Here is a 21,049-nt window from a genome sequence, read left to right as displayed (position 1 = left end):
CGCTGGGGCGCGGCTCGGGCAGCGGCTGGTCGACCATCGGCTTCAGCTCGGCATCCAGCGCCACACGCTCATCGAACACGAAGCAGCGGCCTTCGTAGCCTTCGCCGCCCACCTCCTCGAAGTAGCCGAGGATGCCGCCATCGAGCTGCAGCACATTGTCCATGCCGTCATTGACCATCCACAGCGCGGCCTTCTCGCAGCGGATGCCGCCGGTGCAGAAACTGACCACGGTGCTGTCCCGCAGCGCATCGCGATGCGGCGCCAGCGCCTCGGGCAGGTCGGTGAACTTGCGGATGGGCAACACCAGCGCATCCTTGAAGGTGCCGTACTCCACTTCCTGCAGATTTCGGGTATCGAGCATCACCACCGGCTTGCCGGCGTCATCATGCCCCTGCCGCAACCAACGCTGCACGGTGGCCGGATCAACCGCTGGTGCGCGCGGATAGTCCAGCGGCTGGCCGTCATCGCGGCGGAAGCTGATGATCTCGTCCTTCACCTTGGCCTTCAGCCGCGCGAACGGCTGATGCTTGCTCAGGCTGGTCTTGACCCGCATGTCGGCGAAACGCGCATCGGCATGCAGCGCTGCATAGAAGCCCTCAACCGCCTCCGGCGCCCCCGCCAGAAACAGGTTCAGTCCCTCGCCCGCCACCAGGATCGTGCCGCGCAGCTGCGCCGTCTCGGCAAGGGTCAGCAGCTGGTCGCACAGGGCCTGGGGGGCGTCGATGACGGCGAAATGATAGGCAGCGGTATTGGCGATCATCCCGCCATTTTAGCGCCTCCCGCCCGCACAGACAGATTCAGGGGTCAGGGCCCTCTGCGCGGCAGAGGGATCCGACCCCGGCAGGTACCCAGAACTTGTCAGAGGCGGGGAAGTGTGGGCAGGCGGGACCGTTGGCGCCATGGGCCCGAGGCATGCCTCGGGCGGGTTGGGCAGGACGCCCAACCCCGGTCTTGCCGTGTGCGCAGGACAGCGCACACGAGCAAGGCGCCATCGAGCCCCCAGGGGTGAGGCGCTTTGCTTGCGAAGCACTGCTTCGCAGGCGCCCGAACGCACAGCCGCCAGCGGCTGGGCCGGACCGCGAAGCGGGGTCTACGGCGTGTCCCGCCTGCCCACACCGCCGCGCCATCCCACGGAAACCAGCTTTTGACGTTGCCGTTGCCTCTGCGGGTGCCGGGTGCAACCCGGCCGCGCCCCCTTACCCCCGCAACAGCACGAACGGCAGCAACACCAGTGCCGCCGCACCGGCCATCGCCAGCAGCACCAGCACCACATAGGCCGGCCGGCGCCGGAACAGGCTGCCGAATGTCTCCGCCGTCCCCTCGCGCAATGCCTGCTCACGCTCAGCGCGGATGCGAGGGCCGCGCTCGGCCTGGTACTCGGCCATCAACGCCTTCGCACGCGGATGATCATCGTCGTCGCGCAGCCACAGGCCACCATTGGAAATGCCCCACGGACTGGGTTCAGTGCGATACCAGGCGATGCCGTGCTGGTCGAGCAGCGTGCAGACATCGGCATATTCGTCGTCGCCGACATTACGCAGATTGAGCAGGAGTTTTGCCATGGCCCCATGATACCCGGCGCCGATGCGCTACCCTTGCCGCCCTCGCCCCGCGCCCTTCTGGAGACGCCCGATGCGCCGCCTGCTACTTCCCCTGCTGCTGTCCCTCGCCGCCGCTGGCTGCTCGACCGAACCATCCGGCCCGCCGCCCGGCGGCACGCTGACCACCTTCGAGCGGATCGATACCGTGCCCGGCACCGGCGCCGAAGCCATCGCCGGCAGCAAGGTCACGGTGCACTACACCGGCTGGATCTACGACAACCGTACCGAGACCAAGCACGGCAAGACCTTTGACAGCTCCTTCAAGCACGGCGAGCCGTTCACCTTCGCGCTCGGCGCCGGCCAGGTCATCCGCGGTTGGGACGAGGGCGTGGCCGGCATGAAGGTCGGCGGCAAGCGCACGCTGATGATTCCGCCGGACTACGGTTACGGGGACCGCAAGGTCGGCCCGATTCCGGCGGGCTCGTCGCTGGTGTTCGACGTCGAGCTGCTCGATGTCAAACCGTAATGCCGCCATGCCCCATCGGGTCGTCGTCATTGGCGGCGGCCCGGCCGGCCTGTTCGCCGCCGAACACCTGCGTGCCGCTGGGCTGGAGGTCGACCTGTACGAGGCCAAGGGGTCGCCTGGCCGCAAGTTCCTGATCGCCGGCAAGGGCGGCCTCAACCTCACCCATTCCGATCCGCGGCCGTTGTTCGACAGCCGCTACCGCGAGCAGGCCGCTGTGGTCGGCAGCTGGCTGGACGGCTTCGACGCACAGGCACTGCGTGACTGGGCCAACGGCCTGGGCGTGGAAACCTATGTGGGCAGCTCCGGCCGCGTGTTCCCGGTCGACCGCAAGGCGGCGCCGCTGCTGCGCGGCTGGGTGCGCCGGTTGAAGGAACAGGGCGTGCGCCTGCACGCCAACCACCGTTGGATCGGCTGGAGCGACGACGGCGCCCTGCGCTTTGCCACCGATGCGGGCGAAGTCGATGTCCGCGCCAATGCCACCGTGCTGGCGATGGGCGGGGGCAGCTGGCCGCAGCTGGGCAGTGATGGCGCCTGGGTCGTGCCACTGCAGGCGCGTGGCGTGGACATCGCGCCGCTGCAGTCAGCCAACTGTGGCTTCGACGTGGACTGGACGCCGTTCTTTGCCCAGCGCAATGCCGGCGCACCATTGAAGCCGGTGATCGCGCACTGGATCGACCTGGCTGGACAACCTCGGTCGCTGCAGGGCGAGTGCGTGGCCAGCGAATATGGCATTGAAGGCAGTCTGGTCTACGCGTTGGCCGCCGACCTGCGCGAGACCATCAACCGCGATGGCCACGCAATGCTGTGGCTGGACCTGGTGCCCGGTCGCGACGAGGCGCGCCTGCTGGCCGACCTGTCACGTCCCCGCAAGGGCCGAAGCTTCGGCGAGCACCTGCGCCGCCAGGCGGGTCTGGATGCGGTGAAGGCCGCACTCGTGTTCGAGATTCTTGGCAGGGAGGCCGGCAACGACCTGCCGGCTGTGGCTGCCACGCTCAAGCGCCTGCCGCTGCGCCTGCTGCGCCCAAGGCCGATGGCCGAGGTGATCAGCACCGCCGGTGGCGTGCGCCTGGATGCGCTGGATGACGGCCTGATGCTGCGGGCCGTTCCCGGCGTGTTCTGCGCCGGTGAAATGCTGGACTGGGAAGCCCCCACCGGCGGCTACCTGCTGACCGCGTGCTACGCCAGTGGCCGGCGTGCCGCCGAGGGCGTGATCGGTTGGTTGGCGGAGCGGTGACGCCTGCGGGGTAGCGTCGAGCCCATGCTCGACGCCACATCACCACGGCCTGCGCATGCTCACCGAGGCCAACGCCACACCGCTGGGATGCGCATAGGCTTCCTCACGCACGCTGACAAAGCCCTGCCGTTGATAGAACGGCACGGCATTGAGCGACGCCGACAGCACCACCTCGCGCTCACGATCGGCCATTGCCAACAGGCGCTGCATCAGCGCCTGGCCGATCCCCTCGCCGCCACGATCGGGATTGACAAACAACGCATCGACTTCATTGGCATCGACATCAAAGACGCCGAAGCCTAGCAGGCCACCCTGCCCGTCCTCGGCCACCACGCATCCGCCCTGCGACAACAGCCGCGCGTACTGCGACGGTGGCGGCGAGGCCGACCACGGTGCAATGACCTCGGGAGGGTAATGGCTGCTGCAGGTTTCGCGCACACAGCGCGTGCGCAGCGCCCACAGCGTGGCGACATCGTCGATGCTACCGGTCCTGAACTGCATGGCGCCTCCTTGTAGCGCCGAGCCCATGCTCGGCTGCCTTTCTGTAGAGTCAAGCCATGCTTGACTGCTTTTCAATCAGTCATCGCGAGGTCGGAACGAAGAACAGCCGAGCATGGGCTCGGCTCTACAACATCACGCTACCGCGACTTGCTGGCGCGCAGAGCCTGGATCTTCGGCGGCGGCTGGAACGAGTCGCTGCGCGCATCGGCCCAGAATGCATGGAACACCGCATGGTCGGGCACCGTGTGCAGCAGCTCGCCCGGTTCCAGGTAACGGTAAAGCGACGCCAGCGAACGGATTTCCACCGGCGACACGCGACGCAGGATGTGCTCCGGCCCCAGCTCGGCCGGATCGTTCAGGCCCGCCGCGCACAACAGTTCCTTCAAGGCATGCAGCGTGTGCTCGTGATAGCTGTACACACGGGTGGCCTTGTCCGGTGCATCCAGATGCTTCCAGCGCGCGGGGTCCTGGGTCGCGATGCCGGTCGGGCACTTGTCGGTGTGGCAGCTCAACGACTGGATGCAGCCCAGCGCGAACATGAAGCCTCGGCCGGCATTGCACCAGTCGGCACCCAGCGCGATGGTGCGCGCGATGTCGAACGCACTGGTGATCTTGCCAGCGGCACCGATGCGGATGCGCTCGCGCAGGTCCAGGCCTACCAGGGTGTTGTGCACCAGCAGCAGTGCTTCATGCATCGGCACGCCGACATGGTCGACGAATTCAGCCGGTGCCGCGCCGGTGCCTCCCTCGGCGCCATCGACCACGATGAAGTCCGGCAGCAGCCCGGTTTCCTGCATCGCCTTGGCGATGCCGAACCATTCCCAGGGGTGGCCGATGGCCAGCTTGAAACCGACCGGCTTGCCACCGGACAACTCGCGCAGCCGGGCCACGAACTGCAACAGTTCGACCGGCGTCGAGAATGCCGAGTGACGCGACGGCGATACGCAGTCCACCCCCATCGGAACACCACGGGTCACCGATATTTCGGCGGTCACCTTTGGTGCCGGCAGCACGCCGCCGTGGCCCGGCTTGGCACCCTGCGACAGCTTGATCTCGATCATCTTGACCTGGTCATCGGTAGCGTTGGCGACGAAGCGCTCTTCGCTGAAACCACCCTTCTCGTCACGGCAGCCGAAGTAGCCCGAGCCGATTTCCCAGACCAGATCGCCGCCCATCTCGCGGTGGTAGGGCGAAATCGAACCTTCGCCGGTGTCGTGGTAGAAGCCGCCGCGCCGCGCACCTTCGTTCAATGCGCGGATCGCGTTGGCCGAGAGCGAACCGAAGCTCATCGCCGAGATGTTGAACACGCTGGCCGAATAAGGCTTGGCGCAGTTCGGCCCAATCAGCACGCGGAAATCATGCTTGGCAATGGAGGTGGGAGCCAGCGAATGGTTGATCCACTCGTAATCCACCGCGTAGGTACTGCGCAGGGTACCGAAGGGCACCGTGTCCATTTCGTTCTTTGCGCGCTGGTAGATCAGCGCACGCTGCTGGCGCGAGAACGGCACGTCCTCCAGGTCGCTCTGCACGAAGTACTGGCGGATTTCCGGGCCGATTGATTCCAGGCCATAGCGGAAATGCGCCATCACCGGATAGTTGCGGCGCAGCGTGCTGCGCTTCTGCAGCAGATCCCAGGTCCCCAGCGCCACCATCGCGGCAGTCAGGCCGACGCCCCAGTACCAGGCCGGCCAGATCGTGGCCAACCACAGGCAGATGGGAAACATCAGGATGGCGAGCAGGTAGACGATATACCGGTGCATGGCGTTCCTTGGTTGCAACTGCCTGCGAGTCTACCGCGCCGGCCGTCACCGGCGTTTACAGGCGACCGTCAACCACATTGCGCGGCCAGGCCGATTTCACGTCGTAGACGATGCCGCCGGGTGCCAGCAGCGCCTGGATTGCGGCGTCATCCATGGCTTTGAATCGGGCATGGGCCACTGCCAGGACTACGGCGTCGTAACTCCCCGCCACCGGCTCGGCCAGCCAGTGCACGCCCGCGTCGGCCAATGCCGCCGGGCCGACCCACGGGTCGCTGACCTCCACCTGTGCGCCGGCATCACGCAGGCGCTGCGCCAGTTCCAGCGCGCGGCTGTTGCGCAGGTCCGGGCAATCCTCCTTGAAGGTCACGCCCAGCACCAGGATACGCGACTGCGCAGGTACGCGGCCACGTTCGGCCAGCATTGCCAGCACACGCGACGCCACATGCTCGCCGACGCGGTTGTTGACCTGCCGCGCGGTGTGGATCAGGTCCGGGTGGTAGCCCACGCTCTCGGACTTGTGCAGCAGGTAGTACGGGTCCACGCCGATGCAGTGGCCGCCGACCAGGCCCGGCCGGAATGGCAGGAAGTTCCACTTGCTGCCGGCGGCGTCGAGCACATCCTGGGTGTCGATGCCGAGCCGGTCGAAGATCAGCGCCAGCTCATTGACCAGCGCGATGTTGACGTCACGCTGGATGTTCTCCACCACCTTGGCCGCTTCGGCCACACGCATTGACGGCGCCGGGAAGGTGCCGGCGGCGATGATGCGCTGGTAGAGGCCATCAATCACCGCAGCCACTTCCGGTGTCGACCCCGAGGTGATCTTGCGGATATCGGCCAGGCGGCGCTGGCGGTCGCCGGGGCTGACCCGCTCCGGGCTGTAACCACAGTAGAAGTCTTCGTTGAAGCGCAGCCCGGAAAGCTGCTCCAGCAACGGCACGCAGACCTCTTCGGTGGTGCCGGGGTACACCGTGGATTCGTAGATCACCAGGTCACCCGCACGCAGGTGGCTGGCGATCAGCCGCGTTGCCGAACGCAGCGGCTCCAGATCGGGCTGCTCATAGGCGTCGATCGGGGTCGGCACGGTAACGATGTAGACATTGCAGGCATCGAGCAATGCCGGATCGCTGCCGTACTGCAACTGCTGTGCACTGGCCAGCTCATCGGCCTCCATTTCCAGCGTATGGTCCTGGCCGTCGCGGAGCTCGGCGATGCGATCAGCATCGATGTCGAAGCCCAGCGTGGGCCAGTGCCGGCCGAAGGCCACCGCCAGCGGCAGGCCCACGTAGCCCAGCCCGATCACCGCGAAGCGCGGCGCCGCTGCTGCCGCAAGCGGCGCGCTCAACGCCGCATCCCATGCAACGGCTGAAATCGCATGCGTACTGCCATGGGCATGGCCGACCTACTCATTCGCTTTGCCACTCCGGGAAGATCCATGCCAGAAAGGCTACAGCCTAACGGCCCGGGTGCCCGGCCGCCAAGGTGGGGTCAGGAGCCCAGTGCGACCGCGGCCGGCTCCAGTTCACCATCGGCGCCGGTCCAGGCCTGCAGCAGGCGCTCGAAGCCACCGCAGCCAAGCACGAAGCCCGGCCATGAGGCGTCGACGATCTGTACCAGCAGTTCTGCCTCAATGCGCCGGGTCCCCATCGACCAGCGCGGGAATGCCCGCTGCGCCACCGGCGCGCGGCACAGCACCTTCAGTTGTCCATGGCTGCGCGCATTGGCGATGCGCTGGTACACCGAATCGATGCCATCCTCCGGGCCTTCCAGGTACTGCAGGAAACGGCTGCCATCGAACATCAGCACACCCGTGACACCGGCTACTCGGTTGAATGCGGTGGCATCGGCCAGCAGGCGGTCAAGATCGGTTGTCTGCAGGTCGGCGCGGGCCTCGCTGGCATAGGCAATCGCGTGCAGCGACATCGGGTGGCTCCCCCCTGGGAACGATGCTTTGGACTATGACATGAATGGGAGCGACAGTTAAGCACACCGCCGCTCCACTGCAATCCGGTCGGGATTCCGCAGCTGGGCTACAATCGGCGCCGCGCTGCAGGCCCGGATGGCGAAACTGGTAGACGCATCGGACTTAAAATCCGCCGGGGGCAACCCCATGCCGGTTCGATTCCGGCTCCGGGCACCATCGCACTTTTCACGACGAACGTCAGATCGCACGCGAGTAGCGCGGCTGCTCGCAGGCCGCACGCAGGTACGGGTCGAAGCACATCGCCAGCAGCCGCAGCAACGGCCGTCCAGGCTCGCTGGCGCGCACTACACCGTCACGGTACTCGGCCAGACCGTCCTCCTGCAGCCGCTGCACCGAACGCAGGTCTTCGGCGAAGTACTGCTCGAAATCCACGCCATGGCGCTGGCCCAGCACCGCACCGTCCACTTCGCCCTGGCACATCAGCTGCTGGATCAGTTCTGCGCGCAGCTGGTCGTCGGCGCTGAGCGCCACGCCGCGCCACACCGGCAACTGCCCCTGGTCCACGGCATCCTCCCATGACGGCAGGTCGCGCGGATTCTGGCTGTAGGTGGCACCGATGTGGCTGATCGCACTCACGCCCAGGCCGAGCAGATCGGTATCGGCGTGGGTGGTATAGCCCATGAAATTGCGATGCAGCTGCCCGGCGCGCTGCGCGCGTGACAGATCTTCTTCCGGCAGTGCGAAGTGATCCATGCCGATGTACTGGTAGCCCGCAGTGGAGAGCCTCTCCACCGCCAGGCCCAGCAGCGCCAGCTTGTCTTCCGGCGAAGGCAAGCGGCGTTCGTCGATCTGCTTCTGTGCGCGGAACAGATGCGGCAGGTGTGCGTAGCCGTACACCGCCAGGCGATCCGGGCGCAATGCCAGCACCCGTTCCAGGGTGCGGCCAAACCCTTCCAGGCTCTGTCCCGGCAGCCCATAGATCAGGTCGACGTTGACCGAACGCATGCCGCTGTCGCGGCAGGCCTGCAGGATGTCCAGCGTCTGCTGCACGCCCTGCACGCGGTTGATCGCTTCCTGTACCTGTGGGTCGAAATCCTGCACGCCCAGGCTGGCGCGGTTGAAGCCCAGCCGCGCCAGCATGGCGACATCGCGGGTATCGATGAAGCGCGGATCGAGTTCGATCGAGAAATCGCGCTGCGGTGAATCGCTGAAATCGAAGCGCCGGCGCAGCCCTTCCACCAGCGTGGTCATCGCCTCGGCCTCGAGGAAATTCGGCGTGCCACCGCCCAGGTGCAGCTGGATGACTTCACGGCCGTCCTCGAACTGCGGCGCCAGCAGGTCGGCCTCGGCCAGCACGCGCGCGACGTAGCTGTGGCCACGGCCGCGGTCGCGGGTGATCACCCGGTTGCAGCCGCAGTAGAAGCAGGGACTGGAGCAGAACGGTACATGCACGTACAGCGACAGCGCGCGGGCCAGCTGGTTGCTGTCGGCGATTGCCTGGCGCAGCGCCGGCGCATCGAAGCCATCGTGGAAGTGAGGCGCGGTCGGATACGAGGTGTAGCGCGGCCCCGGCCGGTCATGCCGGCGCAGCAGGTCGGGGTCGAAGGTCCAGGCAAGACCGCCGGCGGCGGGTGAGAACGTGTCCATGCCGCCAGCATCGCGCCGGGCGGACGCCACCGCCTTGACCCAGATCAATCGCGGGTGGGGATTTCCAGCACCGGCAGGCCGACCTGCGGCCAGCGCAGCATCTGGTAGCGCTTCCAGAAGGTGTCACCGATGCGCGCGGCCACGTCGTTGGCCAGCGCCTGCATGGGCGGGTTGCCGCACTCGGCGGTGGTGATCCGGAACAGCACCAGCCAGCGGTCGAACAGGTCCTTGTCCAGCTCGATGGCCATGTGCTTGGACATCGGCGAGCCCTTGAAGCGGCGCGTGCCGCGCAGCATTGCCGACCAGAAATCGACCAGCTGCGCCAGATGTTCCGGCCAGTCGTGGACGTGTGCCTCGAACACAGGCCCCAACCGCTCCTCCTCGCGCACGCGTGCATAGAAGTCGTGGACCAGGCGGGTCACTTCCTGCTCAGTGCACAGCCCGGGCGAGGCGACGGGCAGGACAGGCGGCGATATTGCGTTCATCGGGGTATCCAAAGCTTGCCGGCAGTGTGCCGTAGCCGGCCGGCACCGCCGTTGATCCAGATCAATGTCGGCGCAGTCCGCTGCACCTAGTCTGGCATTCCTGCAGGAAGCATGCCCTGCGGATGCTGCGCCAGCCTCGGCGGAGTATACGCGCCGCCCTCATTCCGACCCGGGACAGCATGAACAGACCCTCTCCCAGCCGCCGCCAGCAGCTGATCCAGCACTGGGGCGCCATCCTCTGGCCCAGCTTCATCGCTGCAGGCCTGGCCAGCGTGGTGTTCTTCGCCTTTGTCGACCCGCTGCGTCTGCAGGCGATCAGCTTTCCGGGTACGGCGATCAGCCGCGAACTGGGCTATACGGCAGGATTCTTCATGTTCTGGTCGGTGACCGCACTGTCCAGCGCGGTCACTTGGTACCTGCAGCGACCGATGCCAAGCGACGACGACGACGAGCTGCCGCTGGGATGAGTACGGCCTGCACCGGAATCCCACGCCGCTGGCATTGGCGCGCCGCACTCAGCATGCTCTTGCTGGCCTTGTTCTATGCCCTGCCATGGCTGCGCTGGAATGGGCGGCAGGCCCTGCTGCTGGACATCAACGCACGGCGCTTTGACCTGTTTGGCTGGACATTGTGGCCCGGCGATGTTGGCGTGCTGATAGGGTTGCTGGCGGTGCTGGCGGTGGGCCTCGCGCTGCTCACCCACCTCGTCGGCCGCATCTGGTGCGGCCACGCCTGCCCACAGACGCTATGGCGCCGCGCCTTCGACTGGATTGCGCGCGCCATGGCCCGGGCCTTGCCAGCGCCCGCCGTGCGCCCTGCCACCCAGGTGGCATGGGGGCTGCTGTCGCTGTGGACCGGCATCACGTTCGTCGGTCTGTTCAGCCCGATCGAAGAACTGGTGGCCGCCGCGCCGCATGCCGGCTGGAGCGGCTGGGAAACGTTCTGGGTGCTGTTCTATGCCGCCGCCACCTGGGGCAATGCCGGCTTCCTGCGCGAGCAGGTGTGCCGTTCGCTGTGCCCGTTCGCGCGCCTGCAGCCGCTGCTGACCGATCCGCATACACCCCGCATGTTGTACGACGCGCGCCGCGGCGAACCGCGCGGCATGCGTCCGTCGGGGCTGGGGGGCGTGCTCGGACGCGGCCGTGGCCTGCTCGACCCGACCACCGCACAGGACTACGTGTTCCGCGCTGCACATCCGCTGCTGGCCGGACCGATGCCCACCTTCAGCGCCGACCGCCTGGGCGACTGCACCGATTGCGCTGCCTGTGTCAGCGCCTGCCCGATGCAACTGGATATCCGCCAGGGACCTCAGGCCGATTGCCTGGCCTGCGGCGCCTGCCTGGAGGCCTGCTCGCGGCAGCAGCACCAGGCCGGTTTCGGCCCGGGGCTGGTGCGCTACTGCAGTCCGCAGGCCATGGCCGGGCAACCGCGGCAATGGTGGCGACCGCGGACCCTGGCACTGCTGTCGATACTGCTGGCGCTGTTGGCCTGCGGCGCCTGGCGCCTGCTTTGAATCAACGGATCAACGCGGCCCGTTGGCGTGCGGCGGCACCAGCTGCGCACGTCGGACGATGCCCAGCTGCTCGATGATCAGCGCCATTTCATTGGTGACTTCGGTACGCTCGGTCCCCTGCGGGACCAGGCGGTCCAGCACCTGCTGATAGGTATCCCAGAACGCCGGACCGCATCCGTGTTTGTGATAACTGGCTTCCAGTTCGCGGCGTACCCGTTCAGCCAAGCCATGCATGCCGTATTCCATACGACCTCCGTTGGACTTGTTCTGCATCGTTGACGGTCTACCGACTCACTTGCGAGCTACTGAAAGACTCCCGGGCTTCACGTCCGGTTGATCCCAATTAGTCATAGATTTCACGACAGGTCAATTACATACCGCGACTTTCGTGATCGAAATTATTAATCGTTCACGAAACCACATACGGGGACACGGGGTGCCCGGATGGGTCGGACCCGACACACTGCCCCGATTTCCCCGGTCCCGCCCTGGTAGGCGCCATTGATGGGCCAGCCCCGTTTCATCGAAGTTTCCAATGTTGCCAAGCATACTTAGCAAATGCCGCTTAGGGTGCTATATGCGACAAAAGGCGGCGCAGTTGAGGCTTACTCGCCCTGCGTATCCTCAGTCGCGGGGAACAGGTTGGGATAGCGCTGATGCAGGATGTATTGGCGTAGCGCAGGAATCGGGAAGTTCTTGGGCCATTGCGACACGGCAGATCGGCTTATGCCAAAAAAGCGCGCCAGTTCGGCATCGGTCCGGAAACCCAGCCGGGCGCGTACCTGCCCCTTGCTCCAGAATTCGGTCACGGTCGGTCCTTCTGTTAACCAGACTTATTCTTGGAACAAGGGAACTTTGCGATCCACGCGTTAAGCTGGCTTGCATAGATGAATACTCTCGGCCAACGACTCGCCATTGCCATGAAGAAAGCCGGGCACCCTCGCCCGGCCGATCTGGCCCGCGCCGCCGATTCGACGACGGCAACCATCAGCAACTGGCTCAACGACCATGTCAGCCCCGCCCATGTGAAGGCCGAACAGCTGTTCCGCATCGCCGATGCGGCCAAACTGGACGCGCGTGAACTGCTGTACGGCGTGAGCGGGCTTGGCGTCGGTGAGCGGGGCAATACCTATATCCCCAGCCAGGCCCACCTGGATGTCTGGCAGGACGCCTACGAACTGGTCAGCCATCTGGTGGAGGAGAAGGGATTGCAGATCGACCATCGCCGCCACGCGGCCCTGGACCTGCTGGCCTTCGAACTGCTGATGGACGGCTTCAGCCGCGGCAAGGTCATCCGGGTGCTGACGACCTCGATGACGTGAATGCACTACCACTGGTAGCATGGTCGCGGATGGGGATGGGGCTCCCCCGATAACCGCCCGAAAGGGCTGATGGCTCCTGCCAGGACGAACCGGTCTTCGTCGATGGCGGGCCGTGCCTGCCGTCGGCGTTCGCCATCAAATCAGCGAACCCGCAACCGAGGCATGTGATGCACGCACTGAACAATTATCTGCTGGTCTTCGTCGGCGGCGGGCTCGGCGCCTGCCTTCGCCATGCCTGCAACCTGATCGGTACGCGGGTAGCGGTCGGCAACCCGTGGCCGTGGTCGACCTTCCTGATCAACATCAGCGGTGCACTGCTGATGGGCGCGCTGGTCGAAGCCTTCGCCCTGCGCAATGGCGCGTCGCCGCAGCTGCGCCTTCTGCTGGCCACCGGCGTCCTCGGCGGCTACACCACGTTCTCCACCTACGCGCTGGAAATCGGTCTGCTGCTGCAGCGCGGCCAGCATGGCCTGGCAGCGTTGTACGCCGGCGGTTCGGTGGCACTGGGCCTGGTTGGCCTGTTCGGTGGCATGAAACTGGCCCGGCTGGTGCTGGGCTGAGGCTCAGCCCGCGCCGGCGCGGGCCTGTCCGCGCCACTCCCGCGGCGACTGCCCGGTATGTGCCTTGAATGCGCGCGACAGCGCGGCTTCGCTACCATAGCCAACGTCATCAGCGATCCGCTTCAACGGGCGCCCCTGACGCAGTGCCTGCTGCGCCAGGCCCACCCGCCAGCCCTGCAGGTACTGGCCCGGGGTGGTGCCCATCGCCTCACGGAAACTGGCAGCAAATACGCTGCGTGACATGCCGGCCACCTCGGCCAGGTCTTCCAGGGTCCAGGACTGTGCGGGCGCCTCATGCATCGCCACCAGCGCCAGCCGCAGCCGCGGATGCCCCAGCCCGGCAAACAGGCCACCACGCATCTCGCCCCCTTCCATCAGCTGCCGCAGCACCTGGATCATCACCACCTCGAACAGCCGGTTGACCATCGCCGCACGCCCGCAGCGCTGCTCAAAGGCTTCTTCGAACAGCAGCTCCAGCGCTGCGTTGCCGCCGTAGAGATCGGCCAGCGGCAGGCAGATGAAATCGGGCAACGCCGCGCTGATCGGGTTGAGCCGCCCGCCCTCGAAATGCAGATTAGCGCAGGCCATGTCGGCGCCGTGCTGCGGATCGGTGCTGAACCGATGCGGCATCGGCCGTGGGTACAGCAGCAGGCTCGGCACCTCGACCTGGACGGTCTGCTGGCCATGGCTGACCTGCAACGGGCCACGTCGCACCAGATGCAGCTGCCCAGCGTCATCCTCGCCCGCCAGCGAGTTGATGCCGCACAGCGCGCCGGCATGGAACACCGAGGCGGTAACCGCAAAGCGTTCAAGCAGAATGGCGAGACGGTCGACCATGACGGGACCCTGGGTAAAGTAGAAAGAGATCAAGGCGACACATCGTATCGGAATCACCCCCGTAGCGGACGTGATCAACTCGGGGAGCGGGTGCCCCCCCCCCCAGCCCGCCCTTCCTGCGGCAGTGCAGCGCGCGCAACATTTCGCTGGCATCTATGCTCGGGGTCATTCCCGCATGGAATGACCCCGATGCCCGCCCTGCTTCGATGCGCCCTCGCCCTCGGCCTGCTGCTGCCTTCGACGACCTTGCTGGCGTCAGCGCCAACGGCGGCACGCACGCTGAGCGGCGAGCTGCTGGGCGCGCCGTGGCGCCTGGACGTGCCGGCCGACTGGAACGGTGACCTGGTGATGCTGGCGCACGGCTACGAGCCGGTAGGCGTGCCACGTGCTACGCCGATGGCCGCCAATGACGGCACCGCGCCACTGCTGGCTGCAGGCTACGCCGTCGCGCAGAGCGCCTATGCCAGCCAGGGCTGGGCGGTGGCCGATGCGATCACCGACATGGAACGCCTGCGCCGGCATGTAGTGGCTGAACTCAAGCATGTGCGCCATGTCTGGATGCTGGGATTTTCGATGGGCGGCGCCGTGACCCTCGCCAGCCTCGAGCGGTTCCCGCAACACTACGCCGGTGGTGTGTCGCTATGCGGCGCCAATCTCAGTGGCGAACAGATCGCGAGTGATCTGCTGACCACGCTGGTCGCTTTCGATTACTTCTTTGCCAAGGCCGAAGGCCTGCCGGCTGCGGGACTGGTCTCACGCGAAGCGGCTGCGCTGTCACAGGGCGAACTGTACCAGGGCATCTCCAATGCGCTGCAACGCAGCCCGTCGCATGCCGCGTTGCTGGCACAGCGGCTGCAGGTGTCCGCTGATGCACTGGCCGGCACGATCAGCCTGCATGCACTGGTACTGCACGAACTGGCCACGCGCAGTGGCGGCATGCCGGTGGGCAACAGAGGTGTGGCTTACAGCGGCTTCGGTGACGACATGGCGTTCAATGCGGGCGTACAACGTATCGATGCCGTGCCTGCCGCGCAGGCCGCTGTCCGCAGGGAGCTGGCATTGAGCGGTGCGTTGAGGCGACCGCTGGTGATCCAGTTCAACAACAACGACCCGACGATCGTGCCGCGCATGCAGACAGTGTATCCGCAGACGGCCGCACGGGCCGGCGCCCGTCCGCTGCCACAGGTGCTGCCGCCCGTTGGCGAAGGCCATTGTGGCTTCTCCGGCGCGCAGATCATCGAGGCGTTGAAGGCCGCGCAGCGTTGAGCAATCGCGGCCCGCGCGCAGCTCAGCCGCCCAGCGTGCCCATCGTGAAGGTGTAGCCCGAGCTCATCAGGAATTCGCGCATGCGCATTTCCGCGCGCCGTGGTGAGGCCAGGTTGGCCGGCGCGTACAGGGCATACACCAGGCCCGACCCTTCGATATGCTCGCGGCGCACCCCGCAGCGGGCGGTTTCCGAGGCGATGACCCATCCGTCCTTCAGCCGATCAGGGCCAATGGATTGCCCGTTCTTCAAGCGGAAGGTCAACCAGCGCACATCTGCCGTGACTTTGCTCATTTCCGTTTCGCTCCGTGGCTGGAACGACGCGTGATGTCCTTGCTCGCCATTGCGGCTCCCTGAGACGTGGAACTCGACCATAGCGCCTTTCCATGTCGTGGCCCGCTGAGACTGGTGACCGGGGCGTGGCGGACTGCTGCAGGTGAAGCAGCGCGGCGTCGGAAATGGCGGCGGCAGGGAGCATCCTGCCGGCGCAGTTCACAGGCAGGGAACCCGACTCACGCAGCGCGGTCGCTGCCCTGGTTCAAGGCGTGCAGCGCATCGGCCAGCGCCTGGATTTCGGCACGCAGGGCCAGCCGCTGCAACCACCGCCCGGGGATTCCGCGCGCACCATGGAATGCGCCCGCCAGCTGCCCCGCAATGGCGGCCGTGGTGTCGGCGTCCTCGCCAAGATTGGCCGCCTCGAGTACGACGGCTTCAAAGGTGTCGTGGCGATCAAAGCACCAGAGTGCAGCTTCCAGACTGTCGACAACATAGCCATTGCCACGGATCTGCTCACGCGCGGCACCGCGGTAGCCGCCCGCCGCGATCTGCCGCAGCCGCGCGCTCTCGACAGGGACATTGCTGAGATCCAGCACCGCGTCACGGGTGCCACCTGCCAACGCCCGCTCCAGCGCGACCGCCAGCAAGCGGCACGCCTCCAGGCACTCCTGCGCAGCGTGCGTCGTTCGCGAACTCAGCTCGGCCATGGCCTGCAGGTCGGGAGTCCCGGCGTAGCGCAATGCCACCGGCGCCAAACGCATGATCGAGCCATTGCCAGCGCTGCGTGGGTCGTCACTACCCGCCAGCGGTTGGCCGTCCTGCAGGAACCGGTCGATGGCAGCCCGCGTTGCCATACCGATATCGAAGCACTCGCCGGTCGCACTCCAGTACCCATGCTGGTACCAGTTGGCGTAGCGGTTCATCTGATCGTGCACATCGAAGGTGTCACAACGCACCAGGCTCTCGGCCAGGCACATCGCCATGGAGGTATCGTCGGTCCATTGCCCCGGCTGCAGCTGGAACGGCCCACCACCCACCATGTCGGTGATCGGGGTGAAGCTGCCACGAGGCTTGAACTCCAGCGTGGTACCGACGGCATCGCCGCACGCGAGGCCGAGCAAGGCGCCGCGGAAGTGATCAATCTGGTTCATCACACGAGTGTAGCGCCACCGCATCTGCCATGACTGACTGCCGAGCGGTGATCGCGCGAGCGGGGAATCGATCGCAGCCAAACAAAAAAGCCCTGACCGGAGTCAGGGCTTTTCAATTGGAGGCCTCAAGCGGAATCGAACCGCTGTAAACGGATTTGCAATCCGGTGCATAGCCACTCTGCCATGAGGCCAACGTACTGCGCGCCAGGAACCTAGCCCTGACAAGACAAAACCCCAAGATGGGGCCTGTCGGAACATGGAGCGGGAAACGAGACTCGAACTCGCGACCTCAACCTTGGCAAGGTTGCGCTCTACCAACTGAGCTATTCCCGCGTAAGCCGACATGCTACCGGAAATCCGGAAAACACACCAGCGATTTCACTTTTCTGACTGCGCGTAAAGCCTTGTGGCCCAACGTGCCCCGCCTTGCCGTGGCGGGAGAAAAACAAGGCCCCTACCGGGGCCCTGTAGAATCTGGAGCGGGAAACGAGACTCGAACTCGCGACCTCAACCTTGGCAAGGTTGCGCTCTACCAACTGAGCTATTCCCGCAGATTCCATTCGACCTGCGTCGAAGGAGCGCTATTGTGTCCAAATTCCTTCACGCCGTCAACAGTCTTCACATCATGCGGTCACGGGCGTCCGCACTGGGTTACGCTGCCCCGCCCAAGCACGGACACCCCCGATGCCGAGACGCTACGTCCGCCTGTTCTGGTTGCTGGTCGCGCTGACCTGGTTGGCGCTGATCGCCGCACTTGTCAATGCTGGCTTCACTCCGGACTACTGGCTGCTGCATCGCCTGGAAGGCGCCCAGCTGCCCTATCCGACCAGCACCGTCATCGTGTTCGCGTTGCTGGGCACGGTTGAACTGGTGGTGGCGGCACTGATCGTGCGCCCGTGGAAACTCAAACGCCTGTGGCTGCGCCTGCTGATCGCCTTCGCCCTGCTGCTGGTGTGGTCGATACCGTGGATGCTGTCGGCGATGCACCAGCCGCCGGTACAAGGCATGCACCTGCTGTGGTTGCTGCTGCTGGACGTGGGATTGCTGCTGGCGCTGTGCGTGGTGTCGGCGGTGAGCGCGTGGCGGGCGCTCTGGCGGCGCGGGTCACCACAGACTCCCCCGCCGCAGCGCTAGAGGCTTACTTCCGGAACTCCACCCGCACGTGCTGGCCGAAGCGCGCCTTGGCTTGCCCGTCGAACTCCAACACGCACTCCACCACCTTGGCCATGCCACGTCCTGCATCTTCAGGCAGGCGTGCCTGCGCAAACACCGGACTGATGCGCACCACGCGTGCAGGCGGCAGCGTGCCCATGTTCTCCGCACCATCACTGTCCGGCACGACAGTAGCCCTCATGCCCACCTGCACGGCATCGGCGTAGGCGGCGCTGAGTTCGGCACGCACCTGCAGCGGGCGCGCCGGCAACAACGAGATCGCCGGCTTGCCGGCCTGCACGAAGGCGCCGACGCCCGGCACCTGGCCGACCACGGTGCCGGCTTCCGGCGCGCTCAACGACATCTGCTGCAGTCTCAGCTTCGCGTGCTCCAGCTTGTGCTGCGCCATGTCGACCTGCGCACCGGCCACGTCGACATCGGCACGCACAGCAGCCAACTGCTGTTTGGCCGCATCGGCCTGCTGGTTCGAGGACACGCCTTCGCTGGCGCCCGTGGACAGACGGATGGCGCTGCGCTCCAGTTCGCGCAGCTGCGCCTGGCTGCCCTTCAGGCGGTCATTGGCCAAGGCCAGATCGGCGGTGGCCATCGCCACCTCCTGCTGCAGCAGGGCACCATCCAGCGACAGCAGCAACTGCCCCTTCTTCACCGTGGCGCCTTCCTTCACCGGCGCTGCAGTGATCGAGCCATCCACCGGCGGCGCCAGTGCGATCAGGCCACCTTCGACGTCAATGATGCCACGCGCCACGGCGACCTTGCCGGCGGCGGCAGTACCCTCCTTGCCTGAGGGGGCCGATGCAGCGGTAGGCGCTTCCCTGGAACAGGCGCCGAGCAGCAGTGCCGCGGACAGGGCCAGGCTGAGGGGAAGCAGATGCGACGTCTTGGTCATGGGGCGGACTCTACGGTTTCGTTCTGGCGGCGGTCATCACGGACCATGCCGTCTTCCATGGCGATCACCCGATCGGCATGCCGGATCAGGCGCGGATCGTGGCTCACGCACAGCACGGTGGCGCCATGCGCACGCGCGTATCGATGCAGGATGTCGATCACGCGCTGGCCGTTCTCGGCATCCAGCGCGCTGGTGGGTTCGTCTGCGAAGATCAGGGTCGGCGACTTGGCAAACGCGCGGGCAACCGCCACGCGCTGTTTCTCGCCACCGGACAGCTGCGCCGGGCGCATGTGGCTTCGATGGCCGAGGCCGACTTCTTCCAGCGCCTTGCGGGCCAGCGGCTCGCTTTCGCGATTGCGCATGCCGCGGTAGCCCAGTGGCAGCTGCACCTGCTCCAGCGCGGTCAGTGCCGGGAACAGGTTGAAGCCCTGGAACACGAAGCCGACATGGTGCAGGCGGAAACGCTCCACTTCACTGCGGGTCATGTGGCCCACGTCCTGGCCCAGCGCGTGCACGCGACCGCCATCGGGTGCGGACAGGCCGGACAGCAGCGACAGCAGCGTGCTCTTGCCGCAGCCGGACGGGCCCGACACCAGGGTCAGCTCGCCGGGATAGATGTCCAGCGACAGGCCGCGCAGCACCGGCACCTGCACATCACCGGACATGAAGCCTTTTTCCAATGCGTCGGCCCGCAGGGTCGGAGCGACGGCGCGTGTAGAAGTCATCGGCCGGTCCTCAACGCAGCAGCAACGATGGATCGGAGCGGACGACACTGCGCACCGCCATGATGCTGGAGAGCATGGCCATCACCGCCACCAGCGCCACGCAGCCGAGGATCACCATCGGTGTCAGCTGCACCGGCACGCGCTGGGTCTGCGCGATCAACAGCACCACCGTGCTGAAGGCTGCCGCCAGCAACATGCCCACGCCGCCGATCAGCAAGGCCTGCTCGAACACCACCCGCGCCAGCGCGTAGCGACCGGCACCGAGCGCATTGAGCGTGGCGTACTCGCGCACTGAGCCAGCCACCACCGACGCGAACGACTGGTTGGTGATCACCGCGCCGACGAAGCAGACGATGACGGCCATGAACAACACCGCGATGCCCGCGCCGGTATCGAACAACCAGTACTGCTGAGAGCGGCTGGCGAATTCCGGCGCGGTCCAGAACTCGACCGGCGTGGCCCGGCCCATCGACGCGGACAAGCGGTCACGCACACGACCGGCCAGGTCCGGCGAGCGCAGGCCCGCCACGAAGTAGGTACTGCCCTCATGTGGGTCGGTACCGGCGATGGCACGCGCAGTATCCAGCGAGGCCAGCACGTTGACGCCGCCCAGGCCCCGCAGGCCCGGTTGTGCAGCGACCACGCGCACCGCCTTGCCATTGATCCAGGCACGGTTGTTCTGCAGGTCCACGCCCAGCGTATCCAGATCGGCGCTGTCGACGATCACCGCACCCGGCTCGCGCAGCTGCGCGCGCAGGTTGGCAGGGAGGATGCGCGCGAACATCATCGCATCGTCCCGGGTGGAGATACCGGACAGGTACACCGACACATTGCCGGTGCCCTGCGCGCCGGATCGCCATTCGCCATCGACCCACTCGTAGGGCTCGACGCGGGTGACATCCGGGTCCATGCGTAGATGGCTTTCCACATCCGCGCTGATTGCATGGCCGTAATTCACACTCTGGGTGCCGGGGAAACCAGCCCAGATATCAGCCGAGGACGCTTTCACATAGATCGCAGCGGTACCGAAGATGCCCAGCACCAGTGCGGCCTGCACGATCAACAGCACACCGGCAAAACACATCGCCAGCACCACCGGCAGGAACCGGCGCCACTCATAGGCCAGGGTCTTGCGGGCGAGTGCGATCATTGTGGCTCGCCCTCACCCTCGGCAGGCAGCGGGGCGCCGCCGAGGGCGCGGTACAGCGATGCAAAGGCCAGAACGCGCGCACCCTGCGCAGCGATCAGATCAGCCTGCGAGGCGAGTGCGGCGCGTTGCGTGTCGAGTCCATCGAACTCGCTGGACAGACCCAGCTGCACCTGCCGCGCCTGGCGCTTGACCTGCTGCCCGGCGGCGTCGTTGGCCGCGCGCAACGACTGGATGCTGCTGTCCTGCCGCGCCAGGCTGCCCAGCGCGCCTTCCACTTCGCTCACGCCTTCCAGCACCGCCTTGCGGTATCCCAGCAAGGCGGCATCCAGCTGCTTTTCATTGGCATGGAAGCGCGCGCGACGCTGGCCCCAGTCCCATAGCGGAATATCGATGTACGGGCCGATCGACGGGCTCGAATCGGAATTGGAGCGGGCGTTCTGGGTGAGGTTGTACGCGTACAGGATGGAGCCGCCAAGGCTGACCCGTGGATACATCGCTGCGCGCGCCGAACCCTTGCTGGCCGCTGCCTGCATCACCTCTGATTCGGCCAGCAGGATCTGCGGGCGGTAGCGCAGCA

At 66.2% G+C, this 21,049-nt stretch carries 25 protein-coding genes, 4 tRNA genes and 1 riboswitch; of the genes, 9 read left to right on the top strand and 20 right to left on the bottom strand.

Translation table 11 applies throughout. The annotated features are described in order from the left end of the window. Both N5E02_RS14825 and N5E02_RS14820 read right to left on the bottom strand, forming a co-directional pair. Window positions 1-760 (bottom strand): sulfurtransferase (locus tag N5E02_RS14825; RefSeq protein ID WP_279946417.1); only part of this gene is annotated, 760 nt, incomplete at its 3' end. 436 nt (window positions 761-1,196) lie between these two features. Then, a complete protein-coding gene (locus N5E02_RS14820) occupies window positions 1,197-1,562 on the bottom strand; it encodes a DUF6164 family protein (protein WP_188239109.1) in 366 nt (121 codons plus the stop codon). A gap of 70 nt (window positions 1,563-1,632) precedes the next feature. Here N5E02_RS14820 and N5E02_RS14815 point away from each other — a divergent pair, with 70 nt between their 5' ends. Beyond that, window positions 1,633-2,067 carry an FKBP-type peptidyl-prolyl cis-trans isomerase gene (locus tag N5E02_RS14815; RefSeq protein ID WP_005416011.1) on the top strand — a complete coding sequence of 145 codons (435 nt, stop codon included), beginning with the start codon at window positions 1,633-1,635 and terminating at the stop codon, window positions 2,065-2,067. Continuing rightward, the gene (locus tag N5E02_RS14810; RefSeq protein WP_065185232.1) at window positions 2,054-3,301 is read left to right on the top strand and encodes a TIGR03862 family flavoprotein; all 1,248 of its coding nucleotides are present in this window, start codon (window positions 2,054-2,056) and stop codon (window positions 3,299-3,301) included. Before N5E02_RS14815 ends, N5E02_RS14810 begins: the two co-directional genes overlap by 14 nt. 39 nt (window positions 3,302-3,340) lie before the next feature. Here N5E02_RS14810 and N5E02_RS14805 read toward each other — a convergent pair whose 3' ends face one another. The 4 genes from N5E02_RS14805 to N5E02_RS14790 all read right to left on the bottom strand — a co-directional run bounded on the left by N5E02_RS14805 (window position 3,341) and on the right by N5E02_RS14790 (window position 7,482). Then, window positions 3,341-3,802, bottom strand: a complete 462-nt coding sequence (locus tag N5E02_RS14805; protein ID WP_053500365.1) for a GNAT family N-acetyltransferase — start codon at window positions 3,800-3,802, stop codon at window positions 3,341-3,343. A 137-nt stretch (window positions 3,803-3,939) separates the two neighbouring features. Then, window positions 3,940-5,562: an FMN-binding glutamate synthase family protein gene (locus tag N5E02_RS14800; RefSeq protein WP_065179312.1), complete on the bottom strand. Its 1,623-nt coding sequence runs from the start codon at window positions 5,560-5,562 to the stop codon at window positions 3,940-3,942. Window positions 5,563-5,617: 55 nt separating this feature from the next. Continuing rightward, on the bottom strand, window positions 5,618-6,904 hold the full coding sequence (locus N5E02_RS14795; RefSeq protein ID WP_005416007.1) for a nucleotide sugar dehydrogenase: 1,287 nt from the start codon (window positions 6,902-6,904) through the stop codon (window positions 5,618-5,620). Between the two features lie 143 nt (window positions 6,905-7,047). Beyond that, window positions 7,048-7,482: a BLUF domain-containing protein gene (locus N5E02_RS14790; protein WP_005416006.1), complete on the bottom strand. Its 435-nt coding sequence runs from the start codon at window positions 7,480-7,482 to the stop codon at window positions 7,048-7,050. 130 nt (window positions 7,483-7,612) lie between these two features. On the opposite strand from N5E02_RS14790, the gene N5E02_RS14785 reads away from it, so the two are divergent. Continuing rightward, window positions 7,613-7,699: transfer RNA gene (locus tag N5E02_RS14785), tRNA-Leu, on the top strand. 21 nt (window positions 7,700-7,720) lie between these two features. On the opposite strand, the gene hemN is transcribed toward N5E02_RS14785, so the two are convergent. Both hemN and N5E02_RS14775 read right to left on the bottom strand, forming a co-directional pair. Further along, a complete protein-coding gene (gene hemN, locus N5E02_RS14780) occupies window positions 7,721-9,130 on the bottom strand; it encodes an oxygen-independent coproporphyrinogen III oxidase (protein WP_053500383.1) in 1,410 nt (469 codons plus the stop codon). A gap of 44 nt (window positions 9,131-9,174) precedes the next feature. Next, window positions 9,175-9,615: a group III truncated hemoglobin gene (locus N5E02_RS14775; protein ID WP_032954077.1), complete on the bottom strand. Its 441-nt coding sequence runs from the start codon at window positions 9,613-9,615 to the stop codon at window positions 9,175-9,177. A 179-nt stretch (window positions 9,616-9,794) separates the two neighbouring features. On the opposite strand from N5E02_RS14775, the gene N5E02_RS14770 reads away from it, so the two are divergent. Beyond that, the gene (locus N5E02_RS14770; RefSeq protein WP_014036651.1) at window positions 9,795-10,082 is read left to right on the top strand and encodes a hypothetical protein; all 288 of its coding nucleotides are present in this window, start codon (window positions 9,795-9,797) and stop codon (window positions 10,080-10,082) included. Next, the gene (locus tag N5E02_RS14765; RefSeq protein WP_065179313.1) at window positions 10,079-11,128 is read left to right on the top strand and encodes a 4Fe-4S dicluster domain-containing protein; all 1,050 of its coding nucleotides are present in this window, start codon (window positions 10,079-10,081) and stop codon (window positions 11,126-11,128) included. The genes N5E02_RS14770 and N5E02_RS14765 overlap by 4 nt, the downstream gene beginning before the upstream one ends. 9 nt (window positions 11,129-11,137) lie before the next feature. Here N5E02_RS14765 and N5E02_RS14760 read toward each other — a convergent pair whose 3' ends face one another. Further along, window positions 11,138-11,374 (bottom strand): hypothetical protein, encoded by a 237-nt coding sequence (locus tag N5E02_RS14760; RefSeq protein ID WP_005416001.1) that lies wholly within the window; start codon window positions 11,372-11,374, stop codon window positions 11,138-11,140. Window positions 11,375-11,733: 359 nt separating this feature from the next. Next, the gene (locus N5E02_RS14755) at window positions 11,734-11,937 is read right to left on the bottom strand and encodes a hypothetical protein (RefSeq protein WP_005416000.1); all 204 of its coding nucleotides are present in this window, start codon (window positions 11,935-11,937) and stop codon (window positions 11,734-11,736) included. 111 nt (window positions 11,938-12,048) lie between these two features. On the opposite strand from N5E02_RS14755, the gene N5E02_RS14750 reads away from it, so the two are divergent. Beyond that, window positions 12,049-12,450: a helix-turn-helix transcriptional regulator gene (locus N5E02_RS14750; protein ID WP_139728086.1), complete on the top strand. Its 402-nt coding sequence runs from the start codon at window positions 12,049-12,051 to the stop codon at window positions 12,448-12,450. 22 nt (window positions 12,451-12,472) lie between these two features. Next, window positions 12,473-12,536, top strand: a riboswitch (Fluoride riboswitch). Between the two features lie 81 nt (window positions 12,537-12,617). Then, complete coding sequence (gene crcB / locus N5E02_RS14745) at window positions 12,618-13,010, top strand: fluoride efflux transporter CrcB (RefSeq protein ID WP_139726952.1); 393 nt, start codon at window positions 12,618-12,620, stop codon at window positions 13,008-13,010. A 3-nt stretch (window positions 13,011-13,013) separates the two neighbouring features. On the opposite strand, the gene N5E02_RS14740 is transcribed toward crcB, so the two are convergent. Further along, window positions 13,014-13,847 carry an AraC family transcriptional regulator gene (locus tag N5E02_RS14740; protein ID WP_005415997.1) on the bottom strand — a complete coding sequence of 278 codons (834 nt, stop codon included), beginning with the start codon at window positions 13,845-13,847 and terminating at the stop codon, window positions 13,014-13,016. Window positions 13,848-14,036: 189 nt separating this feature from the next. Between N5E02_RS14740 and N5E02_RS14735 the strand changes: the two genes are divergently transcribed. Beyond that, on the top strand, window positions 14,037-15,113 hold the full coding sequence (locus tag N5E02_RS14735) for a hypothetical protein (protein ID WP_279946416.1): 1,077 nt from the start codon (window positions 14,037-14,039) through the stop codon (window positions 15,111-15,113). A 22-nt stretch (window positions 15,114-15,135) separates the two neighbouring features. Here N5E02_RS14735 and N5E02_RS14730 read toward each other — a convergent pair whose 3' ends face one another. The 5 genes from N5E02_RS14730 to N5E02_RS14710 all read right to left on the bottom strand — a co-directional run bounded on the left by N5E02_RS14730 (window position 15,136) and on the right by N5E02_RS14710 (window position 17,089). Continuing rightward, entirely contained in the window at window positions 15,136-15,405 is a 270-nt protein-coding gene (locus N5E02_RS14730; RefSeq protein ID WP_005415995.1) for a hypothetical protein, read from the bottom strand. Between the two features lie 218 nt (window positions 15,406-15,623). Beyond that, the gene (locus N5E02_RS14725; RefSeq protein WP_139728084.1) at window positions 15,624-16,538 is read right to left on the bottom strand and encodes an ADP-ribosylglycohydrolase family protein; all 915 of its coding nucleotides are present in this window, start codon (window positions 16,536-16,538) and stop codon (window positions 15,624-15,626) included. 117 nt (window positions 16,539-16,655) lie between these two features. Continuing rightward, a tRNA-Cys gene (locus tag N5E02_RS14720) sits at window positions 16,656-16,729 on the bottom strand. A 66-nt stretch (window positions 16,730-16,795) separates the two neighbouring features. Then, window positions 16,796-16,871, bottom strand: a tRNA-Gly gene (locus N5E02_RS14715). Between the two features lie 142 nt (window positions 16,872-17,013). Beyond that, window positions 17,014-17,089 (bottom strand) — tRNA-Gly (locus N5E02_RS14710). Window positions 17,090-17,222: 133 nt separating this feature from the next. Here N5E02_RS14710 and N5E02_RS14705 point away from each other — a divergent pair. Beyond that, window positions 17,223-17,672: a hypothetical protein gene (locus N5E02_RS14705; protein WP_065179822.1), complete on the top strand. Its 450-nt coding sequence runs from the start codon at window positions 17,223-17,225 to the stop codon at window positions 17,670-17,672. Between the two features lie 4 nt (window positions 17,673-17,676). Here the strand turns inward: N5E02_RS14705 and N5E02_RS14700 are convergent, their stop codons facing one another. From N5E02_RS14700 to N5E02_RS14685, 4 genes are all read right to left on the bottom strand, one after another. Beyond that, complete coding sequence (locus tag N5E02_RS14700; RefSeq protein ID WP_065186117.1) at window positions 17,677-18,597, bottom strand: HlyD family efflux transporter periplasmic adaptor subunit; 921 nt, start codon at window positions 18,595-18,597, stop codon at window positions 17,677-17,679. Next, window positions 18,594-19,322, bottom strand: coding sequence for an ABC transporter ATP-binding protein (locus N5E02_RS14695; protein ID WP_065179820.1), 729 nt, complete (start codon window positions 19,320-19,322; stop codon window positions 18,594-18,596). The genes N5E02_RS14700 and N5E02_RS14695 overlap by 4 nt, the downstream gene beginning before the upstream one ends. A 10-nt stretch (window positions 19,323-19,332) precedes the next feature. Next, window positions 19,333-20,472, bottom strand: coding sequence for an ABC transporter permease (locus N5E02_RS14690; protein ID WP_005415989.1), 1,140 nt, complete (start codon window positions 20,470-20,472; stop codon window positions 19,333-19,335). Beyond that, a partial coding sequence (locus N5E02_RS14685; protein ID WP_279946415.1) for a TolC family protein occupies window positions 20,469-21,049 on the bottom strand: 581 nt, incomplete at its 5' end. The genes N5E02_RS14690 and N5E02_RS14685, both read right to left, overlap by 4 nt.

It is taken from the genome of Stenotrophomonas sp. GD03777 (assembly GCF_029842485.1).
GTDB classification, from domain to species: domain Bacteria; phylum Pseudomonadota; class Gammaproteobacteria; order Xanthomonadales; family Xanthomonadaceae; genus Stenotrophomonas; species Stenotrophomonas sepilia.
The sequence above is the reverse complement of the archived record's forward strand: the minus strand, read 5'-3'. Positions and strand labels throughout refer to the sequence as shown.

Excerpts from the sequence above, each read along its gene's own strand:
- N5E02_RS14820 (WP_188239109.1), bottom strand. The coding sequence starts at position 1,562 with ATGGCAAAACTCCTGCTCAATCTGCGTAATGTCGGCGACGACGAATAT.
- N5E02_RS14815 (WP_005416011.1), top strand. The coding sequence starts at position 1,633 with ATGCGCCGCCTGCTACTTCCCCTGCTGCTGTCCCTCGCCGCCGCTGGC.
- N5E02_RS14810 (WP_065185232.1), top strand. The coding sequence starts at position 2,054 with ATGTCAAACCGTAATGCCGCCATGCCCCATCGGGTCGTCGTCATTGGC.
- N5E02_RS14805 (WP_053500365.1), bottom strand. The coding sequence starts at position 3,802 with ATGCAGTTCAGGACCGGTAGCATCGACGATGTCGCCACGCTGTGGGCG.
- N5E02_RS14800 (WP_065179312.1), bottom strand. The coding sequence starts at position 5,562 with ATGCACCGGTATATCGTCTACCTGCTCGCCATCCTGATGTTTCCCATC.
- N5E02_RS14790 (WP_005416006.1), bottom strand. The coding sequence starts at position 7,482 with ATGTCGCTGCACGCGATTGCCTATGCCAGCGAGGCCCGCGCCGACCTG.
- hemN (WP_053500383.1), bottom strand. The coding sequence starts at position 9,130 with ATGGACACGTTCTCACCCGCCGCCGGCGGTCTTGCCTGGACCTTCGAC.
- N5E02_RS14775 (WP_032954077.1), bottom strand. The coding sequence starts at position 9,615 with ATGAACGCAATATCGCCGCCTGTCCTGCCCGTCGCCTCGCCCGGGCTG.
- N5E02_RS14770 (WP_014036651.1), top strand. The coding sequence starts at position 9,795 with ATGAACAGACCCTCTCCCAGCCGCCGCCAGCAGCTGATCCAGCACTGG.
- N5E02_RS14765 (WP_065179313.1), top strand. The coding sequence starts at position 10,079 with ATGAGTACGGCCTGCACCGGAATCCCACGCCGCTGGCATTGGCGCGCC.
- N5E02_RS14760 (WP_005416001.1), bottom strand. The coding sequence starts at position 11,374 with ATGGAATACGGCATGCATGGCTTGGCTGAACGGGTACGCCGCGAACTG.
- N5E02_RS14750 (WP_139728086.1), top strand. The coding sequence starts at position 12,049 with ATGAAGAAAGCCGGGCACCCTCGCCCGGCCGATCTGGCCCGCGCCGCC.
- crcB (WP_139726952.1), top strand. The coding sequence starts at position 12,618 with ATGCACGCACTGAACAATTATCTGCTGGTCTTCGTCGGCGGCGGGCTC.
- N5E02_RS14740 (WP_005415997.1), bottom strand. The coding sequence starts at position 13,847 with ATGGTCGACCGTCTCGCCATTCTGCTTGAACGCTTTGCGGTTACCGCC.
- N5E02_RS14735 (WP_279946416.1), top strand. The coding sequence starts at position 14,037 with ATGCCCGCCCTGCTTCGATGCGCCCTCGCCCTCGGCCTGCTGCTGCCT.
- N5E02_RS14730 (WP_005415995.1), bottom strand. The coding sequence starts at position 15,405 with ATGAGCAAAGTCACGGCAGATGTGCGCTGGTTGACCTTCCGCTTGAAG.
- N5E02_RS14725 (WP_139728084.1), bottom strand. The coding sequence starts at position 16,538 with ATGAACCAGATTGATCACTTCCGCGGCGCCTTGCTCGGCCTCGCGTGC.
- N5E02_RS14705 (WP_065179822.1), top strand. The coding sequence starts at position 17,223 with ATGCCGAGACGCTACGTCCGCCTGTTCTGGTTGCTGGTCGCGCTGACC.
- N5E02_RS14700 (WP_065186117.1), bottom strand. The coding sequence starts at position 18,597 with ATGACCAAGACGTCGCATCTGCTTCCCCTCAGCCTGGCCCTGTCCGCG.
- N5E02_RS14695 (WP_065179820.1), bottom strand. The coding sequence starts at position 19,322 with ATGACTTCTACACGCGCCGTCGCTCCGACCCTGCGGGCCGACGCATTG.
- N5E02_RS14690 (WP_005415989.1), bottom strand. The coding sequence starts at position 20,472 with ATGATCGCACTCGCCCGCAAGACCCTGGCCTATGAGTGGCGCCGGTTC.